Source organism: Pseudomonas sp. 2822-17, assembly GCF_002742485.1.
Classification (GTDB): domain Bacteria; phylum Pseudomonadota; class Gammaproteobacteria; order Pseudomonadales; family Pseudomonadaceae; genus Aquipseudomonas; species Aquipseudomonas cyclaminis.
Window position 1 is genome coordinate 60,577 of the sequence record NZ_LJRZ01000295.1, and the last position, 23,604, is coordinate 84,180.

The 23,604-nt window shown below is 60.6% G+C and carries 25 protein-coding genes; 11 read left to right on the forward strand and 14 right to left on the reverse strand.

Annotated features, from left to right (window positions below; translation table 11 throughout):
* The first annotated feature begins 76 nt into the window (after positions 1-76).
* The 9 genes from AOA60_RS04270 to pdeM all read left to right on the forward strand — a co-directional run bounded on the left by AOA60_RS04270 (position 77) and on the right by pdeM (position 10,297).
* Positions 77-1,081 carry a ligase-associated DNA damage response exonuclease gene (locus AOA60_RS04270; RefSeq protein WP_099583332.1) on the forward strand — a complete coding sequence of 335 codons (1,005 nt, stop codon included), beginning with the start codon at positions 77-79 and terminating at the stop codon, positions 1,079-1,081.
* Positions 1,078-2,712, forward strand: a complete 1,635-nt coding sequence (locus AOA60_RS04275; RefSeq protein ID WP_099583333.1) for an ATP-dependent DNA ligase — start codon at positions 1,078-1,080, stop codon at positions 2,710-2,712. Before AOA60_RS04270 ends, AOA60_RS04275 begins: the two co-directional genes overlap by 4 nt.
* A gap of 223 nt (positions 2,713-2,935) precedes the next feature.
* Positions 2,936-3,715 carry a transporter substrate-binding domain-containing protein gene (locus tag AOA60_RS04280; RefSeq protein ID WP_032891615.1) on the forward strand — a complete coding sequence of 260 codons (780 nt, stop codon included), beginning with the start codon at positions 2,936-2,938 and terminating at the stop codon, positions 3,713-3,715.
* A gap of 57 nt (positions 3,716-3,772) precedes the next feature.
* A complete protein-coding gene (locus AOA60_RS04285) occupies positions 3,773-4,501 on the forward strand; it encodes an ABC transporter permease (protein WP_032891617.1) in 729 nt (242 codons plus the stop codon).
* Positions 4,498-5,208: an ABC transporter permease gene (locus AOA60_RS04290; protein ID WP_099583334.1), complete on the forward strand. Its 711-nt coding sequence runs from the start codon at positions 4,498-4,500 to the stop codon at positions 5,206-5,208. Before AOA60_RS04285 ends, AOA60_RS04290 begins: the two co-directional genes overlap by 4 nt.
* 9 nt (positions 5,209-5,217) lie before the next feature.
* Positions 5,218-6,336 carry a succinylglutamate desuccinylase/aspartoacylase family protein gene (locus AOA60_RS04295; RefSeq protein ID WP_099583335.1) on the forward strand — a complete coding sequence of 373 codons (1,119 nt, stop codon included), beginning with the start codon at positions 5,218-5,220 and terminating at the stop codon, positions 6,334-6,336.
* Positions 6,337-6,349: 13 nt separating this feature from the next.
* Positions 6,350-7,114, forward strand: coding sequence for an ABC transporter ATP-binding protein (locus AOA60_RS04300; protein ID WP_099583336.1), 765 nt, complete (start codon positions 6,350-6,352; stop codon positions 7,112-7,114).
* Positions 7,115-7,172: 58 nt separating this feature from the next.
* Positions 7,173-9,647 carry a ligase-associated DNA damage response DEXH box helicase gene (locus AOA60_RS04305; protein ID WP_099583337.1) on the forward strand — a complete coding sequence of 825 codons (2,475 nt, stop codon included), beginning with the start codon at positions 7,173-7,175 and terminating at the stop codon, positions 9,645-9,647.
* Positions 9,644-10,297 carry a ligase-associated DNA damage response endonuclease PdeM gene (pdeM, locus tag AOA60_RS04310; RefSeq protein WP_099583338.1) on the forward strand — a complete coding sequence of 218 codons (654 nt, stop codon included), beginning with the start codon at positions 9,644-9,646 and terminating at the stop codon, positions 10,295-10,297. Before AOA60_RS04305 ends, pdeM begins: the two co-directional genes overlap by 4 nt.
* Positions 10,298-10,320: 23 nt before the next feature.
* On the opposite strand, the gene AOA60_RS04315 is transcribed toward pdeM, so the two are convergent.
* Positions 10,321-10,518, reverse strand: a complete 198-nt coding sequence (locus AOA60_RS04315; protein ID WP_010212420.1) for a hypothetical protein — start codon at positions 10,516-10,518, stop codon at positions 10,321-10,323.
* Positions 10,519-10,625: 107 nt separating this feature from the next.
* Entirely contained in the window at positions 10,626-11,192 is a 567-nt protein-coding gene (gene dcd, locus AOA60_RS04320) for a dCTP deaminase (RefSeq protein WP_003172320.1), read from the reverse strand.
* Positions 11,193-11,581: 389 nt separating this feature from the next.
* Between dcd and AOA60_RS04325 the strand changes: the two genes are divergently transcribed.
* Positions 11,582-11,791, forward strand: a complete 210-nt coding sequence (locus AOA60_RS04325) for a cold-shock protein (protein WP_002554837.1) — start codon at positions 11,582-11,584, stop codon at positions 11,789-11,791.
* A 180-nt stretch (positions 11,792-11,971) separates the two neighbouring features.
* On the opposite strand, the gene rpoS is transcribed toward AOA60_RS04325, so the two are convergent.
* The 8 genes from rpoS to AOA60_RS04365 all read right to left on the reverse strand — a co-directional run bounded on the left by rpoS (position 11,972) and on the right by AOA60_RS04365 (position 19,089).
* Complete coding sequence (gene rpoS, locus AOA60_RS04330) at positions 11,972-12,976, reverse strand: RNA polymerase sigma factor RpoS (protein ID WP_099583339.1); 1,005 nt, start codon at positions 12,974-12,976, stop codon at positions 11,972-11,974.
* A gap of 105 nt (positions 12,977-13,081) precedes the next feature.
* Positions 13,082-13,918 carry a peptidoglycan DD-metalloendopeptidase family protein gene (locus AOA60_RS04335; RefSeq protein ID WP_099583340.1) on the reverse strand — a complete coding sequence of 279 codons (837 nt, stop codon included), beginning with the start codon at positions 13,916-13,918 and terminating at the stop codon, positions 13,082-13,084.
* Between the two features lie 207 nt (positions 13,919-14,125).
* A complete protein-coding gene (locus AOA60_RS04340; protein ID WP_169899534.1) occupies positions 14,126-14,761 on the reverse strand; it encodes a protein-L-isoaspartate(D-aspartate) O-methyltransferase in 636 nt (211 codons plus the stop codon).
* Positions 14,762-14,802: 41 nt separating this feature from the next.
* Entirely contained in the window at positions 14,803-15,552 is a 750-nt protein-coding gene (surE, locus tag AOA60_RS04345) for a 5'/3'-nucleotidase SurE (RefSeq protein ID WP_099583341.1), read from the reverse strand.
* Positions 15,540-16,598, reverse strand: a complete 1,059-nt coding sequence (truD, locus tag AOA60_RS04350; protein WP_099583342.1) for a tRNA pseudouridine(13) synthase TruD — start codon at positions 16,596-16,598, stop codon at positions 15,540-15,542. Before truD ends, surE begins: the two co-directional genes overlap by 13 nt.
* A complete protein-coding gene (gene ispF, locus AOA60_RS04355; protein WP_012722614.1) occupies positions 16,595-17,068 on the reverse strand; it encodes a 2-C-methyl-D-erythritol 2,4-cyclodiphosphate synthase in 474 nt (157 codons plus the stop codon). Before ispF ends, truD begins: the two co-directional genes overlap by 4 nt.
* Before the next feature lie 54 nt (positions 17,069-17,122).
* Positions 17,123-17,968: an S-formylglutathione hydrolase gene (fghA, locus tag AOA60_RS04360; RefSeq protein ID WP_099583343.1), complete on the reverse strand. Its 846-nt coding sequence runs from the start codon at positions 17,966-17,968 to the stop codon at positions 17,123-17,125.
* Between the two features lie 8 nt (positions 17,969-17,976).
* The gene (locus tag AOA60_RS04365) at positions 17,977-19,089 is read right to left on the reverse strand and encodes an S-(hydroxymethyl)glutathione dehydrogenase/class III alcohol dehydrogenase (protein ID WP_057701300.1); all 1,113 of its coding nucleotides are present in this window, start codon (positions 19,087-19,089) and stop codon (positions 17,977-17,979) included.
* Positions 19,090-19,199: 110 nt separating this feature from the next.
* Between AOA60_RS04365 and AOA60_RS04370 the strand changes: the two genes are divergently transcribed.
* Positions 19,200-20,096, forward strand: coding sequence for a LysR substrate-binding domain-containing protein (locus tag AOA60_RS04370; RefSeq protein ID WP_099583344.1), 897 nt, complete (start codon positions 19,200-19,202; stop codon positions 20,094-20,096).
* 59 nt (positions 20,097-20,155) lie between these two features.
* On the opposite strand, the gene ispD is transcribed toward AOA60_RS04370, so the two are convergent.
* The 4 genes from ispD to kdsA form a co-directional block, all read right to left on the reverse strand.
* Positions 20,156-20,863, reverse strand: coding sequence for a 2-C-methyl-D-erythritol 4-phosphate cytidylyltransferase (gene ispD / locus AOA60_RS04375; protein ID WP_099583345.1), 708 nt, complete (start codon positions 20,861-20,863; stop codon positions 20,156-20,158).
* Positions 20,860-21,138, reverse strand: coding sequence for a cell division protein FtsB (gene ftsB / locus AOA60_RS04380; RefSeq protein WP_003231201.1), 279 nt, complete (start codon positions 21,136-21,138; stop codon positions 20,860-20,862). Before ftsB ends, ispD begins: the two co-directional genes overlap by 4 nt.
* A gap of 171 nt (positions 21,139-21,309) precedes the next feature.
* A complete protein-coding gene (eno, locus tag AOA60_RS04385; protein ID WP_053137218.1) occupies positions 21,310-22,599 on the reverse strand; it encodes a phosphopyruvate hydratase in 1,290 nt (429 codons plus the stop codon).
* A gap of 157 nt (positions 22,600-22,756) precedes the next feature.
* Positions 22,757-23,602, reverse strand: coding sequence for a 3-deoxy-8-phosphooctulonate synthase (gene kdsA, locus AOA60_RS04390; protein ID WP_010563535.1), 846 nt, complete (start codon positions 23,600-23,602; stop codon positions 22,757-22,759).
* Positions 23,603-23,604 lie beyond the last annotated feature (2 nt).

A 23,604-nucleotide genomic window follows, 5' to 3' on the forward strand; every position in this document is an offset into this window, starting at 1 on the left:
TCTCTACATTTAGATAGAACTTCTCCAGGCTCATTCTCCTCCTACCTGATAAGCCCATCGCCCCCGGCACGCGTCCATGGATCTTGTCATCGCCCGCCCCGAAGGTCTCTACTGCCCCTTTGGCGATTTCTACATCGACCCCTGGCGCCCGGTGGAACGCGCCGTCATCACCCACGCCCACGGCGACCATGCACGCACCGGCAATCAGCATTATCTGGCCGCCGCACCCGGCGAAGGTATCCTGCGCTCGCGTCTGGGCCAGGACATCAACCTGCAAACCCTGGCCTATGGCGAGCAACTGCTGCACCACGGTGTGACCTTGAGTTTCCATCCCGCCGGGCATGTGCTCGGTTCGGCCCAGGTGCGCCTCGAATACCAAGGTGAAGTCTGGGTGGCGTCCGGCGATTACAAAGTCGAGCCCGATGGCACCTGTGCGCCCTTCGAGCCGGTGCGTTGCCACACCTTTATCACCGAATCCACCTTTGGCCTGCCGATCTACCGCTGGCAGCCCCAGGCGCAGATTTTTGCCGGGATCAACGATTGGTGGCAGGCCAATATCGCCGCTGGCAAAGCCAGCGTGCTGTACTGCTATTCCTTCGGCAAAGCCCAGCGCATCCTGCATGGCATTGACGCCAGCATCGGCCCGATCCTCAGCCACGGCGCGGTCGAACCGCTGAACCGGGTGTACCGCGAGGCCGGCATCTATATCCCCGACACGCTCTACGCCGGGGACTTCACCAAGACCGACCCACTGCTGCGCCAAGCCTTGATCATCGCCCCGCCCTCCGCCGGCGGCAGCAGTTGGATCAAGCGTTTCGGCGACTACAGCGACGCGTTCGCCAGCGGCTGGATGCGCCTGCGCGGCACACGGCGGCGGCGCGGAGTGGACCGAGGTTTTGTACTGTCGGACCACGCCGATTGGCCGGGCCTGTTGTGGGCCATCGAACAGACCGGCGCAGAACGGGTGATGGTGACCCACGGTTCTGTCGGCGTATTGGTGCGCCACCTGCGGGAAAAAGGCCTGGACGCCCAGGGCTTCACCACCGAATACGGTGATGACGAAGAAGAGGCCAGCGCATGAGGGCCTTCGCCGAGCTGTACACCAACCTCGACGCCACCACCTCCAGCAACGCCAAGCTCGCGGCCCTGCAAGCCTACTTCCTGCAAGCACCGCCCGAGGATGCGGCATGGGCGGTGTATTTCCTGTCCGGCGGACGCCCTCGGCAACTGGTGCCGACGCGCCTGCTGCGAGACATGGCCACCGAAGCGTCCGGCATCGAGCCGTGGCTGTTCGAAGAGAGCTACCAGTCGGTGGGTGACTTGGCCGAGACGATTTCCCTGCTGTTACCGGAATCGACCTACACCTCAGAAGACGGCCTGGCCGTGTGGCTGGAAGACAAACTCCTGCCCCTGCGCGGGCTCTCGCCCCTGGACTTGGCTGAACGCCTGCCAGCGTTATGGACACAACTGGATCAACCAAGCCTGATGGTGTGCATCAAATTGATTACCGGCAGCTTCCGCGTTGGCGTGTCCAAGCTGCTGGTCACCCGCGCCCTCGCGGCCATGGCCGGACTGGACAGTAAACGCGTGGCCCAGCGGCTGGTGGGCTACACCGATCTGTCCAATCGCCCTACACCTGAGGGCTACCTCAAGCTGATCGCCGCCGAATCGTCCGACGAACATGCACAACGAGGCGGACAGCCGTATCCGTTTTTTCTCGCTCACGGGTTGTCGCAGCCAGTGGAGCAATTCGATGCCCTGCTCGGCTCTCCAGCGGACTGGCAGGTGGAGTGGAAGTGGGACGGCATTCGTGCGCAGTTGGTCAAGCGTGACGGGCGCCTGTGGATCTGGTCCCGAGGCGAAGAGTTGGTGACTGAACGATTTCCCGAACTCCACAGCCTGGCGAGTGGCCTGCCCGATGGCACGGTGATCGACGGCGAAATCGTCGTGTGGAAAGACTCGGTGCAACCCTTCGCCCTGCTCCAACAACGTATCGGCCGCAAGACCCTGAGCAAAAAAGTGCTGGAGGATGCGCCGGTGGCAGTCCTGGCCTACGACCTGCTGGAACATCAGGGCGACGACTGGCGCAACCACACCCAGGCCAAACGCCGCGCACAACTGGAGCAGGTGATTGCCCAGTGCAACCAACCGGTGTTGCAGCCCTCACCGCTGCTGACGGGTGCAACCTGGCAAGACCTTGCCCAACAACGCGAAGCCTCCCGCAGCCTCGGCGTCGAAGGCATGATGCTCAAGAATCGCCAGGGCCTGTATGGCGTGGGCCGCACCAAGGATATGGGCCTGTGGTGGAAGTGGAAAGTCGACCCGTTCAGCGTCGACGCCGTGTTGATCTACGCCCAGCGCGGGCATGGCCGACGCGCCAGCTTATACAGCGACTACACCTTTGCCGTGTGGGACGGCCCGCCCGGCAGCGAGCGCACGCTCGTGCCGTTTGCCAAGGCCTATTCCGGGCTGACCGACGAGGAAATGCGCAAGGTCGACGCGATTGTGCGCAAGACCACGGTGGAAAAATTCGGCCCGGTCAGCAGCGTGACGCCGAGCATGGTGTTCGAATTGGGGTTTGAAGGGATTGCCCTGTCCAAGCGCCACAAGAGCGGGATTGCCGTGCGCTTTCCCAGGATGTTGCGTTGGCGGCAGGACAAGACAGTCGATGAGGCCGACAACCTTGCCACCCTGCAGGACCTCCTGGCCTGACATAAATCCCCGCGTTGAATTTCCGTGTGACCTGAAATGGTGCGCTCATTTTCCCGCGCCCACTTTCGGGCATCTCCTACACTCAGATTTCCCTTATCCCACCTTTTAAAACGCTCATTCGGAACTATGGTGCAGAAATTGCTACTTGTGATCCGTCTGACACCGTTCAGTAACAGTCCTAAACGCGCCACAAGCGCTTATCTTGGTTTCCAGGGATTACATAATGAAAAAAGCATTGCTGACCCTTTCTGCACTGGCTCTGTGCATGGCCGCCGGTACCGCGCTGGCCAAGGAATACAAGGAATTGCGTTTTGGTGTCGATCCGTCCTACGCGCCATTCGAATCCAAAGCTGCCGACGGCAGCCTGGTGGGCTTCGATATCGACCTGGGCAATGCCATCTGTGCGGAGCTGAAGGTCAAGTGCAAATGGGTCGAAAGTGACTTCGACGGCATGATCCCAGGCCTGAAAGCCAACAAGTTCGACGGCGTGATCTCGTCCATGACGGTGACCCCGGTGCGTGAAAAGGCCATCGACTTCTCCAACGAACTGTTCTCCGGCCCGACCTCGCTGGTGTTCAAGAAAGGCGCTGGGTTCTCTACCCCTGAGTCGCTCAAGGGCAAGTCCGTGGGCTACGAGCAAGGCACCATCCAGGAAGCCTACGCCAAGGCTGTGCTGGACAAGGCCGGTGTGACCACCAAGGCCTACGCCAACCAGGACCAGGTTTATGCTGACCTGACGTCCGGCCGTCTCGATGCGTCCGTGCAGGACATGCTGCAAGCCGAACTGGGCTTCTTGAAGTCGCCAGCCGGTGCCGGCTACGAAGTCAGCGCGGCCATTGACGACCCATTGCTGCCGTCGAAAACCGCGATCGGTATCAAAAAAGGTAACACTGAGCTCAAGGCACTTTTGGATAAAGGTATCAAAGCGTTACACGATGATGGCACCTACGCCACTATCCAGAAGAAACACTTTGGCGATCTGAACCTGTACAGCGGCAAGTAATGCCCGGGGCGCCCCTCCACTGGAGGGGCGCTTTTTTATCGCCATAGGTCCTGATTTATGTTCGAAGATCTGTTGCAAACCCTCGGGCTGAGCGCGTTCAGCTTGAAGGGTTTCGGCCCGCTGTTGCTGCAGGGCACCTGGATGACCCTCAAGTTGTCGGTGCTGTCCCTGGCCGTCAGCGTGTTGCTCGGCCTGCTCGGCGCCAGCGCCAAACTCTCCAGCCTGCCCTTCCTGCGCATTCCCGCCCAGCTCTACACCACCCTGATCCGTGGCGTGCCTGACCTGGTGCTGATGCTGCTGATTTTCTACAGCCTGCAAACCTGGCTTACCGGCCTGACCGACTTTATGGAATGGGAGTACATCGAGATCGACCCATTCAGCGCCGGGGTGATCACCCTGGGCTTTATCTACGGTGCCTACTTCACCGAGACCTTTCGCGGCGCGATTCTCGCCGTGCCCCGTGGCCAGTTGGAAGCTGCCACCGCCTATGGGCTCAAGCGCGGCCAGCGGTTTCGCTACGTGACCTTCCCGCAAATGATGCGTTTTGCCCTGCCCGGCATCGGCAATAACTGGATGGTGATGCTCAAGGCCACCGCGCTGGTGTCGATCATCGGCTTGGCAGACTTGGTCAAAGCGGCCCAGGACGCGGGCAAAAGCACTTACCAGCTGTTCTATTTCCTGGTGCTGGCCGCGCTGATCTACCTGGTGATCACCAGCGTCTCCAACTTTGTCCTGCGCCGTCTTGAACGTCGCTACTCCGCAGGCTCCCGGGAGGCAGTGCGATGATCGAACTCTTGCAGGAATACTGGCGCCCGTTCCTCTACAGCGACGGCCAGCACATCACCGGCCTGGCCATGACGATGTGGTTGCTCAGCGCCGCCTTGGTGATCGGGTTTCTGGTGTCGATCCCACTCTCCATCGCCCGCGTATCGCGCAAGCGCTGGGTGCGCTGGCCGGTGCAGTTCTACACCTACCTGTTTCGCGGTACACCGCTCTATATTCAGTTGCTGATCTGTTACACCGGCATCTACAGCATCGCCGCCGTACGCGCCCAACCGGTGCTGGATGCGTTTTTCCGCGATGCAATGAACTGCACCATCCTCGCCTTCGCCCTCAACACCTGCGCCTACACCACGGAGATTTTCGCCGGCTCGATCCGCAGCATGGCCCACGGTGAAGTCGAGGCGGCCAAGGCCTACGGCCTCAGCGGCTGGAAACTCTACGCCTATGTGATCATGCCGTCCGCACTGCGCCGCTCGTTGCCGTACTACAGCAACGAAGTGATCCTGATGCTGCACTCGACCACCGTGGCGTTTACCGCGACGATCCCGGACATTCTCAAAGTCGCGCGGGATGCCAACTCGGCGACCTTCATGACCTTTCAATCGTTCGGCATTGCCGCGCTGATCTACCTCGCCGTGACCTTTGCCCTGGTCGGCCTGTTTCGGCTGGCGGAACGTCGCTGGCTGGCCTTTCTCGGGCCAAGCCATTAAGGAGCCTTCATGCGTCATCAGCGACATGAACTGATTGCGCCGGTGCCAGGCACGGCGCGGCAGATCCACAGTTTCCACTTCGGCCCGCAGCAGGCCGCAGGCAAGGTCTACATCCAGGCGTCGCTGCATGCCGATGAGCTGCCCGGCATGTTGGTCGCCTGGCACCTGAAGGTGCGCCTCGCCGAATTGGCGGCGGCCGGACGGCTGTTGAGCGAGATCGTAGTGGTGCCCATCGCCAACCCGGTGGGCCTGGAACAGGTGTTGATGGATATCCCCCTGGGCCGCTACGAGCTGGAAAGCGGGCAGAACTTCAATCGCCTGTTTGTCGACCTCAGTGACGAGGTGGGCAACCGGGTCGAGGCGCTGCTGGGGGATGATCCGCAACGCAATGTCGAACTGATTCGCGCCGCATTGAGCAGCGCCCTCGCCGGGCAAACCGCCGCCACCCAATTGCAGTCTCAACGGCTGGTGCTGCAACGCCTGGCGTGCGACGCCGACATGGTGCTGGACCTGCATTGCGACTTCGAAGCCGTGGCGCACCTGTACACCACGCCTGAGGCCTGGCCGCAGGTGGAGCCGTTGGCGCGTTATCTAGGCTCGGAAGCCAATTTACTGGCCACCGACTCTGGCGGGCAGTCGTTCGATGAGTGTTTCACCCTGGTCTGGTGGCAGTTGCAGCAACGGTTTGCCGAACGCTTCCCGATCCTCATGGGCAGTTTTTCGGTGACGGTCGAACTGCGCGGCCAGGGCGACGTCAACCACGGCCTGGCGGGCCTCGATTGCCAAGCGATCATCGACTACCTGATTCACTTCGGCGCGATCAGCGGCGAAGCGGCGCCCTTGCCCGACCTGCCCTACCCGGCCACCCCACTGGCCGGCGTCGAGCCCGTTGCAACACCTGTGGGCGGCCTGCTGGTGTTCAGCGCCCTGCCCGGTGAGTACTTGGAAGCCGGGCAACTGATTGCTGAAATCATCGACCCCATTACCGACCGCGTAACGCCTGTGCACTGCCATCACGCAGGCCTGCTTTACGCCCGTTCGCTGCGCCGCATGGCCACTGCCGGGATGGTCATCGCCCATGTCGCCGGCTCAGAGGCCTACCGCAGCGGCTACCTACTTTCGCCTTGAGGATGCACGCCCCATGTACAAATTGACCGTTGAAGGCCTGCATAAAAGCTATGGCGACAATGAGGTGCTCAAAGGTGTCTCGCTGAAGGCCAGGACCGGTGACGTGATCAGCCTGATCGGCGCCAGCGGCTCGGGCAAAAGCACCTTTCTGCGCTGCATCAACTTCCTGGAAACCCCGAACGACGGCGCCATGACCCTCGACGGTAAGCCGATCCGCATGGTCAGCGACCGCCACGGCATGCGCGTGGCCGACGACGCCGAATTGCAGCGCCTGCGCACGCGGCTGGCGATGGTGTTCCAGCACTTCAACCTGTGGAGCCACATGAGCGTGCTGGAAAACATCACCATGGCGCCACGCCGGGTGCTGGGTTGCAGTAAAAAGGACGCCGAGGACCGTGCCCGTCGCTATCTGGACAAGGTCGGCCTGCCAGCGCGAGTGGCCGACCAGTACCCGGCGTTTCTCTCCGGTGGCCAGCAGCAACGGGTGGCCATCGCGCGCGCGCTGGCCATGGAACCGGAGGTGATGTTGTTTGACGAACCCACCTCGGCGCTCGACCCGGAGCTGGTGGGCGAAGTGTTGAAGGTGATCCAGGGCCTGGCCGAGGAAGGCCGCACCATGATCATGGTCACCCATGAGATGAGCTTTGCGCGCAAGGTGTCGAGCCAGGTGCTGTTCCTGCACAAGGGCCTGGTCGAAGAGCAAGGCGCGCCTGAGGATGTGTTGGGCAATCCGAAGAGCGAGCGTTTGCAGCAATTCCTCAGTGGCAATTTGAAGTAAACCTTTGCGGTGCCTGGAGGGTCTGTGGGAATAGACCTTCCAGAGCGTCAGCCGCCGCATGGCAAAACCCCACGACTTCGCCAAGACATGGTTCGCCGCCAAGGGCTGGAAGCCGTTCGACTTCCAGAAAGCGGTTTGGCAAGCGGTCAAGCAAGGCCGGTCAGGGCTGCTGCACGCCAGCACTGGCGCGGGTAAAACCTACGCACTGTGGTTTGCCGCCCTCAATCGCTTCGCCACCACCCGACCGCCTGCTACGGGCAAACGCAAACCGCCTGCCGAACCGCTGACGGTGCTGTGGATCACGCCGATGCGTGCGCTGGCCGCCGACACGGCTCGCGCCCTCGAAGCGCCGCTGGCGACCTTGCAGATTCCGTGGAGCGTCGGCCTGCGCACGGGCGACACCAGCAGCAGCGAGCGCGCCCGGCAAACCCGGCGCCAACCCACCGTACTGATCACTACCCCGGAAAGCCTGACCCTGATGCTCGCCCGCGCCGACAGTGAGGCGAGCCTCGCGCACCTGCGCATGGTGGTGGTGGATGAATGGCATGAGCTGATCGGCAACAAGCGCGGCGTACAGTTGCAATTGGCGTTGGCGCGGCTGCGGCGCTGGCACCCTGACCTGATGGTGTGGGGCATTTCGGCGACCTTGGGTAATCAGCCCCACGCGCTGGAGGTATTGGTCCCACAAGGCGGCGGAATCAATGTGCAAGGGCAAACGGCCAAACAGCTGAAAGTCGACACCTTGTTGCCACTGGTTACCGAGCGTTTCCCGTGGGCCGGGCATATCGGCTTGAAGATGTTGCCGCAGGTGGTCGCCGAGGTGGGGGCCAGCAGCAGCTGCCTGGTGTTTACCAATACGCGGGCGCAGTCGGAAATCTGGTACCAGGCCTTACTGGAAGCGCGGCCGGAGTGGGCCGGGGTCATTGCCCTGCACCATGGTTCGTTGTCTCGGGAAACCCGCGATTGGGTAGAACGCGCCCTGAAAGACGGGCAGCTCAAGGCGGTGGTCTGCACCTCCAGCCTGGACCTGGGGGTGGATTTTTTGCCGGTGGAGCGGGTGTTGCAGATCGGCTCAGCCAAGGGCATCGCCCGTCTGATGCAACGTGCCGGGCGCTCCGGCCATGCGCCGGGGCGGCCATCGAGGGTGACGCTGGTGCCGACCCATAGCCTTGAACTGGTCGAGGCAGCGGCGGCCCAGGATGCAATTGCAGGGCGGCGCATCGAGGCCCGCGAATCACCCTGCAAACCGCTGGATGTACTCGTACAACACGTGGTGAGCATGGCCCTGGGCGGTGGCTTCACGCCGGATGCATTGCTGGCGGAAGTGCGTGGCGCCTGGGCGTATCGCGATCTTACGGACGCGGATTGGGCCTGGGCGCTGGGGTTTGTGCGCCATGGCGGGCTGTCGCTCACCGCTTATCCGGATTACCGCCGGGTGGAGCCCGACGAGCAGGGCATCTGGCGCGTGCCCGACGCCCGCTTGGCGCGACGCCATCGCATGAGTGTGGGCACCATTGTCAGCGACGCGAGTATTCAGTTGAAATTCTGGAGCAAGGGCGGCGGCGGCAAGAATCTGGGCAGCGTCGAGGAAGGTTTCATCGCACGGCTCAAGCCTGGGGATGGGTTTCTGTTTGCCGGACGCCTGCTGGAACTGGTGCGGGTAGAAAACATGACCGCCTACGTGCGGCGCAGCACCGCCAAAAAGGCCGCCGTACCGCGCTGGAATGGCGGGCGCATGCCCCTTTCCAATGAGCTGGCCCAGGCCGTGGTGGAGCGCTTTGACGCGGCGGCGCAGGGTCGCTTCGAAGGCCCTGAAATGCAGGCGGTGCAACCATTGCTACAGACGCAGTTGCGCTGGTCCGGCCTGCCGACGCGGGAACAGCTGTTGGCCGAAGTGCTGAAGTCGCGGGAAGGTTGGCACCTGTTTCTGTACCCGTTTGCCGGGCGCCAGGTGCATCTGGGGTTGGCGAGCCTGCTCGCCTGGCGGGTCAGCCAAGGACAGGCAGTGACCTTCTCCATTGCCGTCAATGACTATGGCCTGGAGTTACTGAGCGCCACGCCGGTGGATTGGTCTGTATGGCTGAGCGAAGCGCTGCTGAGCCCGGCCAATTTGCTGAGCGACGTCGCCGCCAGCCTGAATGCCGGGGAACTGGCCTTGCGGCGCTTTCGTGAAATCGCCCGTATCGCCGGGCTGGTGTTTGCCGGCTACCCCGGCGCGCCGAAAAGTACGCGCCAAGTGCAGGCGTCCAGCGGATTGTTCTTTGAAGTGTTCAAGCAATATGACCCGCAGAACCTGTTGCTGGCCCAGGCCGGGGAAGAAGTCCTGCGTGACGAGTTGGATATTCGCCGCCTGGAAGAGACCTTGCTTCGCTTGTCGGCACTGCAACTGGACATGCATGTGATCGAACGTCCTACGCCCCTCGCCTTCCCGCTGCTGGTGGAGCGGATGCGCGAAAGCATGAGTTCGGAAAAACTCTCGGAGCGCATTGCACGGATGGTCAAGGATTTGGAAAAAGTAGCGGAGAAACGATGACGCACTGCTCGGTGACGCTTGGCGGCGAAGAACTGTGGTTGCTGGCGGAGAAAGCCGTGTACTGGCCTGCGCGCCAGTGTTTGTTGATTGCCGATGCGCACTTTGGCAAGGCATCTGCCTATCGCAGCCTGGGGCAGCCAGTGCCGCAGGGCACTACTACCGACAATCTGCAGCGTCTGGATCACGTGTTAAGCGCCCTGCCGTGCGCGCAGGTGATCTTTCTGGGCGACTTCCTGCACGGTCCCGGCTCACACGCCAGCGGCACACTGAGCGCACTGCGGGCCTGGCGAGCACGGCATTGCGACCTGGCGATGACGTTGATTCGCGGCAATCACGACAAACGCGCGGGCGATCCACCTGCTGACTTGAGGATCGAGGTGGTGCCTGAGCCGCTGCTGATGGGACCTTTCGCCCTGCAACACGAACCGGATCCCCATGCCAGCCACCTGGTGCTGGCGGGGCATGTGCACCCGGTGTATCGATTGCGCGGCAAGGGCCGGCAGAGCCTGCGCCTGCCGTGCTTCCTGCTGGGCAGGCACGTCAGCCTGTTGCCAGCGTTTGGCGCATTTACGGGCGGATACGCAGTAGATCAGGGCGATGATCACCAACTCTTTGTGATTGGCGATCACCAGGTCTGGCCAGTTGGCTGAAACACCGACTGGGCTTGCAGGTATCAGGCAACCGGTGCGGGTGGCGGCTCATCGGGAAGGGTCGGCTCACCGGGTTCGGTAGGCTGTGGGTAATCCGGCTCGGGTTGGCCGGGGATGCCGCCCGCATAAGCGGGATCGGCCATCAGGGACCAGGCCAGAACGCCAATCTGGTTGGGTTCAAGCCGGGCAAGTTCTGCGCTGATTCGCGGGTCGATCTTCATAAGGCACTCCTCAAGCGTGGCCCGGCGCGTTTTGCACGCGCCGAGGCAGTACACCCAATAGAGTCACTTTCTGCGGACTAATTCCCTTTACGCGTAGGACCTTTCGATCAAGCGCGTGGCAAGGTGACGCCGCGCTGGCCTTGGTACTTGCCTGCGCGGTCTTTGTAGGACACTTCACAGGCCTCGTCGGACTGCAAGAACAGCATCTGCGCCACGCCTTCATTGGCGTAGATCTTGGCTGGCAGGGTGGTGGTGTTGGAGAACTCCAGGGTGACGTGACCTTCCCACTCAGGCTCAAGCGGCGTCACGTTAACGATAATGCCGCAGCGCGCGTAGGTGCTTTTACCCAGGCAGATGGTCAGCACGTCGCGGGGAATACGGAAGAATTCCACGGTGCGCGCCAGGGCGAAAGAGTTTGGCGGAATGATGCACACGTCGCTCTTGACGTCGACGAAGCTCTTTTCGTCGAAGTTCTTCGGGTCGACGATCGCCGAGTTGATGTTGGTGAACACCTTGAACTCATCGGCGCAGCGCACATCGTAGCCGTAGCTGGAAACGCCATAGGAGATCACTCGGTCGTCGCCTTCACCACGAATCTGGCGCTCGACGAACGGTTCGATCATGCCGTGCTCTTGCGCCATGCGGCGAATCCACTTGTCCGATTTGATGCTCATGGCGGGTGTCCTGAATAGCGAGGTGGAAAAATTCTGTGTGGCATCTTACCGGTGCCGGCGTTGGGGTTCAAAGGGCGTCGGGCTTTTCTTGATGAATGCCCCGCCGGCTGTAAGGCGCAGCCAGCAGGGCCGGGGGCCGTATTGCCGCCAGCGGTACCGGTAAATACCACCGCCAGTCACGAAAATAGAGAAACCTTCGGAAATACCATTGGCACGTTCCGGAAAAAGGGTTAAGGTGGCGCCACTGTGCTGCTTGTGTCACTGAGAATCTCTACACGATATGTTGAATTTCGATCCAACCATCTCCAAGAATTTTTCCTGCTCTTTGCACTCAGTCTCGGCCAGGGCTTTTCCTGAGTCGCAGTTAACTTTGTCCAAGGAGATACACCATGTCTAATCGCCAAACTGGTACCGTTAAGTGGTTCAACGATGAAAAAGGCTTCGGCTTCATCACTCCACAATCCGGTGACGACCTGTTCGTTCACTTCAAAGCTATCCAATCCGACGGCTTCAAAAGCCTGAAAGAAGGCCAACAGGTTTCTTTCATCGCTACCCGCGGTCAGAAAGGCATGCAAGCTGAAGAAGTTCAAGTTATCTAACTTGTACTGACTTAGTCGAAAAAACCCCGCCCTTAAAAGCGGGGTTTTTTTATGCCTGGCACAAAAAATGTGGGAGGGAGCTTGCCCCGATTGCGTTGTATCAGTCGATATAGCTGGCGACTGTGACACTGCTATCGGGGGCAAGCCCCCTCCCACATTCAAGTAATCAAGCTGCGCCGCTTATTGGAACAGCGATTCACTCGACAAGCCATTCTTCTCCAGGATCTCACGCAAGCGCTTGAGCCCTTCCACCTGGATCTGCCGCACCCGCTCACGGGTCAGGCCGATCTCCAGGCCTACGTCCTCCAGGGTGCTGCTCTCATGACCACGCAGGCCGAAGCGGCGAATCACCACTTCACGCTGCTTGTCTGTAAGCTCCGACAACCACTGGTCAATGCTTTGGGACAGATCAACGTCCTGCAACAGCTCGCAAGGATCTGTAGGGCGATCATCCGTCAGGGTGTCCAGCAGGGTTTTATCCGAATCCGGACCCAGCGAGACATCGACCGAAGACACGCGCTCGTTAAGGCCCAGCATGCGCTTGACCTCCCCTACCGGTTTTTCCAGCAGGTTGGCGATTTCTTCGGGCGAGGGTTCATGATCGAGTTTTTGAGTGAGCTCACGCGCTGCCCGCAGGTAGACGTTGAGCTCCTTGACCACATGGATCGGCAACCGGATCGTGCGGGTCTGATTCATGATCGCCCGTTCGATGGTCTGGCGAATCCACCAGGTGGCATAGGTTGAAAAGCGGAAGCCCCGCTCAGGGTCGAACTTCTCCACTGCCCGGATCAGGCCCAGGTTGCCCTCCTCGATCAGGTCCAACAGGGACAGCCCACGATTGACGTAGCGCCGGGCGATTTTCACCACCAGGCGCAGGTTGCTTTCAATCATGCGCTTGCGCCCAGCCGGATCACCCTTTTGCGACAACCGCGCAAAATGGACTTCCTCTTCGGGGGTCAGCAGGGGGGAAAAGCCGATTTCATTGAGGTACAGCTGGGTCGCGTCGAGCGCCCGTGTGTAATCAATGTATTTATGTTGCTTTAACGCGGAGGAGTTTTTGGATTTGGTGCGAACTGAAGGTGTTGCAGGTCCCTCATTCGACATCGATTCCATAGCGATACCGGTCTCCATAAGGAGAACCTCATCGTCGATGTCAAACTCCGGCGCTTCTTTACTGAGAGCCATTGTTATAGTCCTTTGGTGAGTTCGACCTCAAGCTCAAGCGACGCCTTTATCCTTGGCAACGCTGGAGCCTGTTCCTTCTACGTGAGGGAACAGGCTGGCAACACATCAACGACGGGGTAAGAATTGCAGCGGATCTACAGGCTTCCCTTGACGGCGAATCTCAAAGTGCAGTTTCACCCGGTCTGTACCCGTTGAACCCATTTCGGCAATTGTCTGTCCGACTTTGACTTGCTGCCCCTCCCGAACCAACAGCCTGCGGTTATGACCGTAAGCACTGACGTAGGTATCACTGTGCTTGATGATGACCAGCTCGCCGTAGCCCCGTAAACCACTCCCGGCGTACACCACTGTCCCATCAGACGCAGCTAAAACAGGCTGTCCCAAATCCCCGGCGATATCAATGCCTTTATTCAAACTACCGTTTGAAGAGAATTTTCCAATCAACACTCCGTTTGAGGGCCATCCCCAACCGGTCGGCGCAGGTCCGGCAGGCGGCAACGGCGCGGCTGTCGGCTTGTTCGCAGCCGTCGGCGCAGCAGTGCCGGCAGGCCGAGTAATGATGGTGGTTTTGCTCGAAGACGACGGTGAAGATCCGGTGTTTGTCACAACCGCCGTAGGCGCGGAACCGGTGCGACCATCGAAGCGAATCGTCTGACCCGGATGTATCGTGTAGGGCACAGGAATATTGTTACGGGCTGCAAGCGCTTTGTAGTCCCAGCCATAACGGAAGGCGATCGAGAACATCGTGTCGCCCTTGCGCACCACATATTGCCCGGTAGTTACCGTCGGCTTTTGCGGTGCGGCATTATTACGGTCAACGACCCGTGCACCGCTGCTTGGCGAGCTGGAACAGCCCACCAACAAGGAACCGAAGACAAGGCCAAGCACCAGTCGCTGAAAACTTGTTTTACCCATACGCTGCGCAAGACCTGTGAGACTCACCCGCCGCTCCCTTTATGGTGGCTGAACATGAACGCCTGTATCAGGCTTGAAATATGTCGCAAGTATAACTGGGCATTGAAGTTTTACCGGCACGCGACTGAAACGAATCATTCAACGTGTTGAATCGATGAAGCCATCATGTTGACTTGATGGACCCCGCCGTAAGACACATCCCCATCCGCAGAATTCACTGACGGCGAAAATTCATCAAGCCAGCGGGCCGTTGAGTAACGGAACAAAGCGCACGGCGCCCAATACATGCCGGGAAAAACCGTCGTCCTCACGGACAATAAGCATCAATTGTTGCACTTCGCCGGAGCCCACCGGGATGACCAGGCGCCCGCCCGGGGCCAACTGGTCGAGCAGCGCTTGCGGAACATCGGTGGCCACGGCGGTGACGATGATGCCGTTGTAAGGCGCCAGCGCCGGCCAGCCTTCCCAGCCATCCCCCCAGCGAAACACCACGTTGCGCAGGTTCAGTTCCACCAGGCGTTCCTTGGCACGATCCTGAAGCACCTTGATGCGCTCCACCGAGAACACACGCTCCACCAGCTGCGACAGCACGGCGGTCTGGTACCCGGAACCGGTGCCGATCTCCAGCACCTTGTCCAGCGGCCCTGCGGCCAGCAGCAGCTCGCTCATGCGCGCCACCATGTAGGGCTGGGAGATGGTCTGGTTATGCCCGATGGGCAAGGCCGTATCTTCATAGGCGCGATGGGCCAGGGCCTCATCGACAAACAGATGGCGAGGCGTACGGCGGATCACTTCCAACACCTGGGCGTTGGACAACCCTTCTTCGTACAGGCGCTGGATCAAACGCTCACGGGTGCGCTGGGAGGTCATCCCGATGCCCCGACGCAGCAGGTCGTCTTGTTCACGAGCCATCAGCGCAATCCCTCCAGCCAGCCTTCGAGACCACTGAAGGCATCGCTGAAGGTTCGGTCGAATTGCAACGGGGTAATCGACACATAACCTTGCATCACCGCATGAAAGTCCGTGCCCTCGCCCCCGTCTTCGGCATCACCGGCTGCTGCAATCCAATAGCCTTCCTTGCCGCGCGGGTCGACCACTTTCAACGGCGCTGCTGCACGGGCGCGATGGCCCAGGCGCGTCAGTTGGATGCCACGGATATGGTCGAGGGGCAAATTGGGAATATTGACGTTGAGCACTGTACGCGGCGGCAGGTCCAGGGAGGCATGCGCCTCCACCAGCTTGCGTGCGAAATAGGCGGCGGTGGGCAGGTTGTCCAGTTGCCGCGAGGCAAACGAAAAAGCGAACGAGGTACGGCCCAGGAAGCGCCCTTCGAGCGCTGCCGCCACGGTGCCGGAATACAGCACGTCGTCGCCCAGGTTGGCGCCGAGGTTGATGCCCGACACCACAAGGTCCGGCTCTTGATCCAACAGGCTGTTGATGGCCAGGTGCACGCAGTCGGTGGGCGTACCGTTGACGCTGATAAAGCCATTGGCCAGAACCTGCGGGTGCAGGGGACGGTCGAGCGTCAGCGAACTGCTGGCACCACTCTTGTCCTGGTCGGGGGCAACCACCACGCACTCGGCGTAATCCTGCAGCGCAGCATAGAGCGCGGCAAGGCCGGGTGCGGTGGCACCGTCATCGTTTGATATCAGAATACGCATGGGCTGTCCGTCTGCCCCACCGGCACCAGATCAACAAGCTCGCGCACCAAGACAGTGGCGAAGCATCCGGCCGGCAGGACGAATTCCAATTGCAGAATGTCAGGCCCGGGATAATGCCACGTCAACCCGCCAATGGGCAGTCGCAGAATGCGACGTTCCTGGCTCATGCCGGCATTCACCAGCCAATCGCGCAGGTCGGCTTCACTGGCGGCGATCGCCTGCTCCAGTTCATGGGTGGCACCGGTCGCGGGCGAATCGCCTTCGCCCCACTGCGGGCCAGTGGGGTGCAGATCAAGGATCGCCAGGCGCGGGTCACTGCACTCAGCCTCTCCCGCCGGGAAAAAACTGCGACTGTCAGTAAACGCCAGCAGATCACCCACTTGCGCACGCTGCCAGGAACCGTCGGCGACCCGTGCTGCCAGGACCTTGTTGAACAGGAAACTGCGCGCCGTAGACAACAACCGCGAACGCACGTTGCGCTGCTCTGGCAGGGCCTTGCGCGCGGCCCACTCACGGGCGTCGACCACATTGCCACCGTTGTGGCCAAAACGCTGGGTGCCGAAATAATTGGGAATGCCGTGCTGCGCAATCAGCTGCAAACGCGCATCGATGGCGGCGGTATCGCCGGCCAGCTGGGTCAGGCGCAAGGTGAACCCGTTGGCCGCGTGCGCGCCGCGTTGCAGTTTGCGCTTGTGGCGGGCGGTTTTGAGAATCTTGAGGGTGTCGTTTTCTGCAGCGCTCATGTCGGGGTCGGCCTTGCCCGGCAGTTGCACGCTGAACCACTGGCGGGTCAGCGCCTGGCGGTCCTTGAGCCCGGCATAGCTGACGGTGCGCAACGGCACGCCGGCAGCCTTGGCGATACGGCGCGCAGCTTCCTCAGTATTGAGGCCACGTTTTTCCACCCACAGCCACAAGTGCTCGCCCTCGCCGGTCAGCGGGATATCCAGCACTTCGTCGACCTGGAAATCTTCAGCCGTGGCCTTCAGGACCGCACTGCCCAAAGCCTCGCCGTAGGCACGCGGGCCCAGCAATTCCAGATCATTCATGCGCGCAGCAACAAGGCGACGGAGTGCACCGCAATGCCCTCTTCACGACCGGTAAACCCGAGCTTTTCGGTGGTGGTGGCTTTCACGTTGACTTGATCCAATTCAATTTGCAGGTCTGCGGCAATCAGTGCGCGCATCGATTCGATATGGGGCGCCATCTTCGGTGCCTGGGCGACGATGGTGTTGTCGACGTTACCGACCTTCCAGCCCTTGGCGTGGATCAGGCCGACCACGTGGCGCAGCAATACCCGGCTGTCCGCGCCCTTGAAGGTGGGGTCGGTGTCCGGAAAGTGCTTGCCGATATCACCCAACGCCGCAGCGCCGAGCAAGGCATCGCTCAAGGCATGCAACACCACGTCGCCGTCGGAATGAGCCAGCAGCCCATGGTGGTGCGCAATGCGCACGCCGCCCAGGGTGATGAAATCGCCTTCAGCGAAACGGTGCACATCGTAGCCGTGGCCAATACGCATAAAAAAACGCCCCGATTTAATTCAGGGCGTGATTCTACCTACTTTTGCCTCACATTAACCGAGCAAAGCACGACCATGGTGTCGCAAATGGTCTTCGATGAAGCTGGCGATGAAGAAATAGCTATGGTCATAGCCAGGTTGCAGGCGCAGTTCCAGCGGATGCTTGGCCGCCTTGGCTGCTTGCCGCAGGGCTTCAGGCTTGAGCTGCACCGCGAGGAAATCGTCGCGATCGCCCTGGTCCACCAGCAAGGGCAGCTTTTGCGAGGCTTCGCTGATCAATACGCAGGCATCCCATTCACGCCACTTCGAGCGCTCTTCGCCCAGGTAACGGGAGAAGGCTTTCTGGCCCCACGGGCAATCCATCGGGTTGTTGATCGGCGAGAACGCCGACACCGACTGGTAACGCCCCGGGTTGCGCAGCGCGCACACCAGCGCACCGTGTCCGCCCATGGAGTGGCCGCTGATACCGCGTTTATCCGAAGCAGGGAAATGCGCTTCAACCAACGCCGGCAATTCCTGCACCACGTAGTCATGCATCCGATAATGCCTGGCCCACGGTTCCTGCGTGGCATTCAGATAGAAACCGGCCCCCAGACCGAAGTCCCAGGCGTTATCCGGATCACCCGGCACACCGGGACCGCGAGGGCTGGTGTCCGGCGCAACGATGATCAACCCCAGCTCGGCGGCCATGCGCTGTGCGCCAGCCTTCTGCATGAAGTTCTCGTCGGTGCAGGTCAACCCGGACAGCCAATACAGCACCGGCAGCTTGCCGCCCTGCTCCGCTTGCGGCGGCAGGTAAACGGCGAAGGTCATGTCGCAATCGAGCACGTCGGAATGATGCTTGTAGCGTTTATGCCAGCCGCCGAAGCTCTTCTGGCAGGACAGGTTTTCCAGACTCATGGCCGACCTCAGAAGTGGATGACGGTACGAATGCTTTTGCCTTCATGCATCAGGTCAAACGCTTTGTTGATGTCTTCCAGGCCCATGGTGTGGGTGATGAAGGTGTCCAGCGGGATCTCGCCGGTCTGGGCCATTTCCACGTAGCTTGGCAATTCAGTACGACCGCGCACACCACCGAACGCCGAACCACGCCAGACGCGACCGGTCACCAACTGGAACGGACGGGTAGCGATTTCCTGGCCAGCACCGGCTACACCGATGATCACCGACTCGCCCCAGCCTTTATGGCAGCACTCAAGTGCGGCACGCATCAGTTGCACGTTGCCGATGCATTCGAAGGAAAAGTCCACGCCGCCGTCGGTCAAATCAACAATCACGTCCTGGATCGGGCGGTCGTAGTCTTTCGGGTTGATGCAGTCGGTTGCGCCCAATTGCTTGGCAATTTCGAACTTGGCCGGGTTGATGTCGATGGCAATGATGCGACCGGCCTTGGCCTTGACCGCGCCGATCACCGCTGACAGGCCGATGCCGCCCAGCCCGAAGATAGCCACGGTATCGCCCGGTTTGACCTTGGCAGTGTTGAGCACCGCACCGATGCCTGTGGTGACGCCGCAACCAAGCAGGCAGACTTTTTCCAGCGGCGCGTCTTTAGCAATCTTGGCCACGGAGATTTCCGGCAACACGGTGTACTCGGAGAAGGTCGAGGTGCCCATGTAGTGGAAAATCGGCTGGCCCTTGTAGGAAAAGCGCGTGGTGCCATCCGGCATCAAGCCTTTGCCCTGGGTAGAACGGATGGCCTGGCACAGGTTGGTCTTGCCCGACAGGCAGAATTTGCACTTGCCGCATTCCGGGGTGTACAGCGGGATCACATGGTCACCAACGGCGACCGAGGTAACGCCCTCGCCGATGGCTTCAACCACCGCACCGCCTTCGTGGCCGAGGATCGACGGGAAGATACCTTCCGGGTCGGCGCCCGACAGGGTGTAGGCGTCGGTGTGGCATACGCCGGAAGCCACCACGCGCAACAGGACTTCGCCAGCCTTGGGCATGGCGACATCCACCTCAACAATCTCAAGGGGTTTCTTGGCTTCGAAGGCGACGGCGGCGCGGGACTTGATCATCCGGTGTTTCTCCAGGGAGTTTAAAACTGAGACGGCGAGTGTAAAACATGCCCCACTGATTAATAATCCAGGCAAAAGCAAAACTTTATTGCTGTACAGGGACAATCACCATGTTGGAAAACCGCTGGGAAGGCATCGATGAATTTGTCGCCGTGGCCGAGTGCAGCCAATTCACGGCGGCGGCCGAGCGCCTGGGCGTGTCCTCATCCCATATCAGCCGGCAGGTGGCCCGTCTGGAAGAGCGACTGCAAACACGATTGTTGTATCGCAGTACGCGCAAGGTGACGCTGACCGAAGCCGGCCAGACTTTCCTGCAACACTGCCAACGCTTGCAGGACGGTCGCGAAGAAGCCCTGCGTGCGGTAGGCGACCTCGCCAGCGAACCCAAAGGCATGCTGCGCATGACCTGCGCCGTGGCTTACGGCGAACGTTTTATTGTGCCGTTGGTGACGCGATTCATGGGGCTTTACCCTCAGTTGCGGGTGGATATCGAATTGAGCAACCGCCAGTTGGATCTCGTGCATGAGGGCCTGGACCTGGCGATTCGCCTGGGGCGCCTGCAGGATTCGCGAATGGTCGCCAGCCGCCTCGCGCCGCGCCGCATGTACTTGTGCGCCTCGCCGTCCTACTTGGCACGGTACGGTCGGCCACATAGCTTGTCGGAATTGAGCCGGCACAACTGCCTGATCGGCAGTTCGGATATTTGGCAACTGGCCCAGGACGGGCGCGAATTCTCCCAGCGGGTGCAGGGAAACTGGCGCTGCAACAGTGGGCAGGCGGTGCTGGACGCGGCGTTGCAGGGGGTTGGGTTGTGTCAGTTGCCGGACTATTACGTGCTGGAGCACTTGCACAGCGGCGCGCTGGTGTCGCTGCTTGAGGCGCACCAGCCGCCGAATACGGCGGTGTGGGCGCTATATCCGCAACAGCGGCATTTGTCGCCGAAGGTCAGGAAGCTGGTGGATTTCTTGAAGGAGGGGTTGGCCGGGAGGCCGGAGTACAGTCGTTGATTGGATGTTGCTTGGGCGGGCCTCATCGGGGGGCAAGCCCCCTATAGCGGTTCCGCTGATTACCGCCGATTCGCCCACCGCAACCGCAACCACTCAAGATCCTCCGGCCGGGTCACCTTGATATTGTCCGTACGCCCTTCTATCAGGCGCGGCGCCTGACCGGACCACTCCATGGCCGAGGCTTCGTCGGTGATAAGCGCATCGGCCACCAGGCTGTCAGCCAATGCGCGGTGCAAGGCGCCGAGGCGAAACATCTGCGGCGTGTAGGCTTGCCAGATGAGACTGCGATCCACGGTTTCCACCACCCGACCCTGCTTGTCGGCACGCTTCAGGGTATCGCGCGCCGGCACAGCCAAAAGGCCGCCGACGGGATCGTCAGCCAGTTCGCTCAATAAATTGTCGAGGTCCTCACGACTCAGATTAGGCCGGGCAGCATCATGCACCAACACCCAATCCTCATCGCTGGCGCCCAGGGCATTGAGCTGCAGCAACGCGTTAAGCACAGAACCCGAGCGCTCGGCGCCACCGTCCGCACGCTGGATACGCGGGTCAGTGGCACATGCCAGGTTTGGCCAATAGGGGTCATCACAAGCAAGACTGACCACCAGGCCCTTGAGCGCCGGGTGGTCGAGAAAACAGCCAAGGCTGTGTTCAAGAATAGTGCGCCCGCCCAGTTGCAAATATTGCTTGGGACGGTCCGCAGCCATACGGGCACCGACGCCCGCGGCAGGAATCACGGCCCAGAAGGCCGGCAAACTGTTACTCATTGGGCCAACTGGTAGAGGGTTTCGCCCTCCTTGACCATGCCCAGTTCATGACGAGCCCGCTCTTCAACGGTCTCCGTGCCTTTTTTCAGCTCAAGCACTTCAGCATCCAGGACGCGGTTGCGCTCCAGCAAGATCTCGTTTTCGGCGTGCTGTGCCGCAATTTGCTCAGTCAGGTCTTTTACCTGCGCAAAGCTGCCATTACCCACCCACAGGCGGTACTGCAGGCCAGCCAGCAACAAGAGCAAGACGAGGAACAACCAATTGGGACTGCGCATCGAATATCGGGTATCCAGTGAAAAAAGACAGCCATGCCTAACTTTTGAAGCAACTGATAGCACGAAGCCTGGAAGAACCAGGCTTGTGCTTGATAGCCATCAGATTAGCGTCGAAATGTTCACTTCCGTGAACTTTCCGACGCAATCCGCCGACTTTTTAGCATTTACAGATCAGCCGCGAAACTCACCGCGACCGTTGTACTTGGCTTTGCCCGCCAGTTGCTCTTCGATACGCAGCAATTGGTTGTACTTGGAAACGCGATCGGAACGGCACAGGGAACCGGTCTTGATCTGGCCCGCCGAGGTACCCACGGCCAGGTCGGCAATGGTCGAATCTTCGGTTTCGCCGGAGCGATGGGAGATTACGGCGGTGTAGCCCGCAGCCTTGGCCATCTGGATGGCTTCCAGGGTTTCGGTCAGGGTGCCGATCTGGTTGAACTTGATCAGGATCGAGTTGGCGATCTTTTTATCGATGCCTTCCTTCAGGATCTTGGTGTTGGTCACGAACAGGTCGTCGCCCACCAGTTGGACTTTCTCGCCGATCTTGTCGGTGAGGATTTTCCAGCCGTCCCAATCGGACTCGTCCAGGCCGTCTTCGATCGAGATGATCGGATAGCGCTGGGTCAGGCCCTTCAGGTACTCAGCGAAACCTTCGGAGTTGAACACCTGGCCTTCGCCGGACAGGTTGTATTTGCCGTCTTCATAGAATTCGCTGGCGGCGCAGTCCAGGGCCAGGGTCACGTCGGTGCCCAGCGTGTAGCCAGCGTTGGCCACGGCTTCGGAGATTACTTTCAGTGCATCTTCGTTGGACGCCAGGTTGGGTGCGAAACCACCTTCGTCGCCTACGGCAGTGCTCAGGCCACGGGCCTTCAGGACAGCTTTCAGGTGATGGAAGATCTCGGTGCCCATGCGCAGGCCTTCGGAGAAGGTCTTGGCGCCAACCGGCTGCACCATGAATTCCTGGATGTCGACGTTGTTATCAGCGTGCTCGCCACCGTTGATGATGTTCATCATCGGCACCGGCATCGAATAGACACCCGGCGTACCGTTCAGGTTGGCGATGTGAGCGTACAGCGGCAGGTCCTGGTCCTGAGCAGCAGCCTTGGCAGCGGCCAGGGACACGGCGAGGATGGCGTTGGCGCCCAGGCTACCTTTGTTTTCGGTGCCGTCGAGCTTGATCATCGCGTGGTCCAGGGCTTTCTGGTCCAGCGGATCCTTGCCCAGCAACAGGTCACGGATCGGGCCGTTGATGTTGGCTACAGCCTTGAGTACACCCTTGCCCAGGTAACGGCTCTTGTCGCCATCACGCAGTTCCAGCGCTTCGCGCGAACCGGTGGAAGCACCGGACGGCGCGCAGGCGCTGCCGATGATGCCGTTATCGAGAAGCACGTCGGCTTCGACGGTGGGGTTGCCACGGGAGTCGAGAACTTCACGACCTTTGATGTCGACGATTTTTGCCATTGTTGTAAACACTCCAAAGTTGACGAAAACGACGCAGCTGAAGGGAAACTTTTGACCGACCGCAAGGGTGGAACAACGGGGCAGGCTTGCAGGCGACAAGGCTCAGGCCCGAGGGCCTGAACAGAAAACGTGGGAAAGTCTACCGGAGAAACGACGCTTACGCGGTCTCTACCGTCGGAAAACTCTTGACCAGTTCGTCCAACTGCTTGAGCTGGGCCAGGAATGGCTCCAGCTTGTCCAGGCGCAAGGCACATGGACCGTCGCATTTGGCGTTGTCCGGATCCGGGTGGGCTTCCAGGAACAGGCCAGCCAGGGACTGGCTGATGCCGGCCTTGGCCAGGTCCAGTACCTGGGCACGACGCCCACCGGCGGAGTCGGCGCGACCACCGGGCATTTGCAGCGCGTGGGTCACGTCGAAGAACACCGGGTATTCGAACTGTTTCATGATGCCGAAACCGAGCATGTCCACCACGAGGTTGTTGTAGCCGAAGCTCGAACCGCGCTCGCAGAGGATCAACTGGTCGTTACCCGCTTCCACGCACTTGTTCAGGATGTGTTTCATCTCCTGGGGCGCGAGGAACTGGGCTTTCTTGATATTGATCACTGCGCCGGTCTTGGCCATCGCGACGACCAGATCGGTCTGGCGCGACAGGAAGGCCGGCAACTGGATGATGTCGCATACTTCGGCGACCACGGCGGCCTGTTCAGGCTCGTGGACGTCGGTGATGATCGGCACACCGAAGGCTTGCTTGATGTCCTGGAAGATCCGCATGCCTTCTTCAAGGCCTGGGCCGCGATAGGAGGTCACGGACGAACGGTTGGCCTTGTCGAAGCTGGCCTTGAACACGTAAGGGATACCCAGTTTCTGGGTAACCTTTACGTACTCTTCACAGACCTGCATCGCCATGTCACGGCTTTCCAGCACGTTCATGCCGCCGAACAGCACCATGGGCTTGTCGTTGGCAATCTCGATGTCGCCTACGCGAATGATCTTCTGGGCCATCA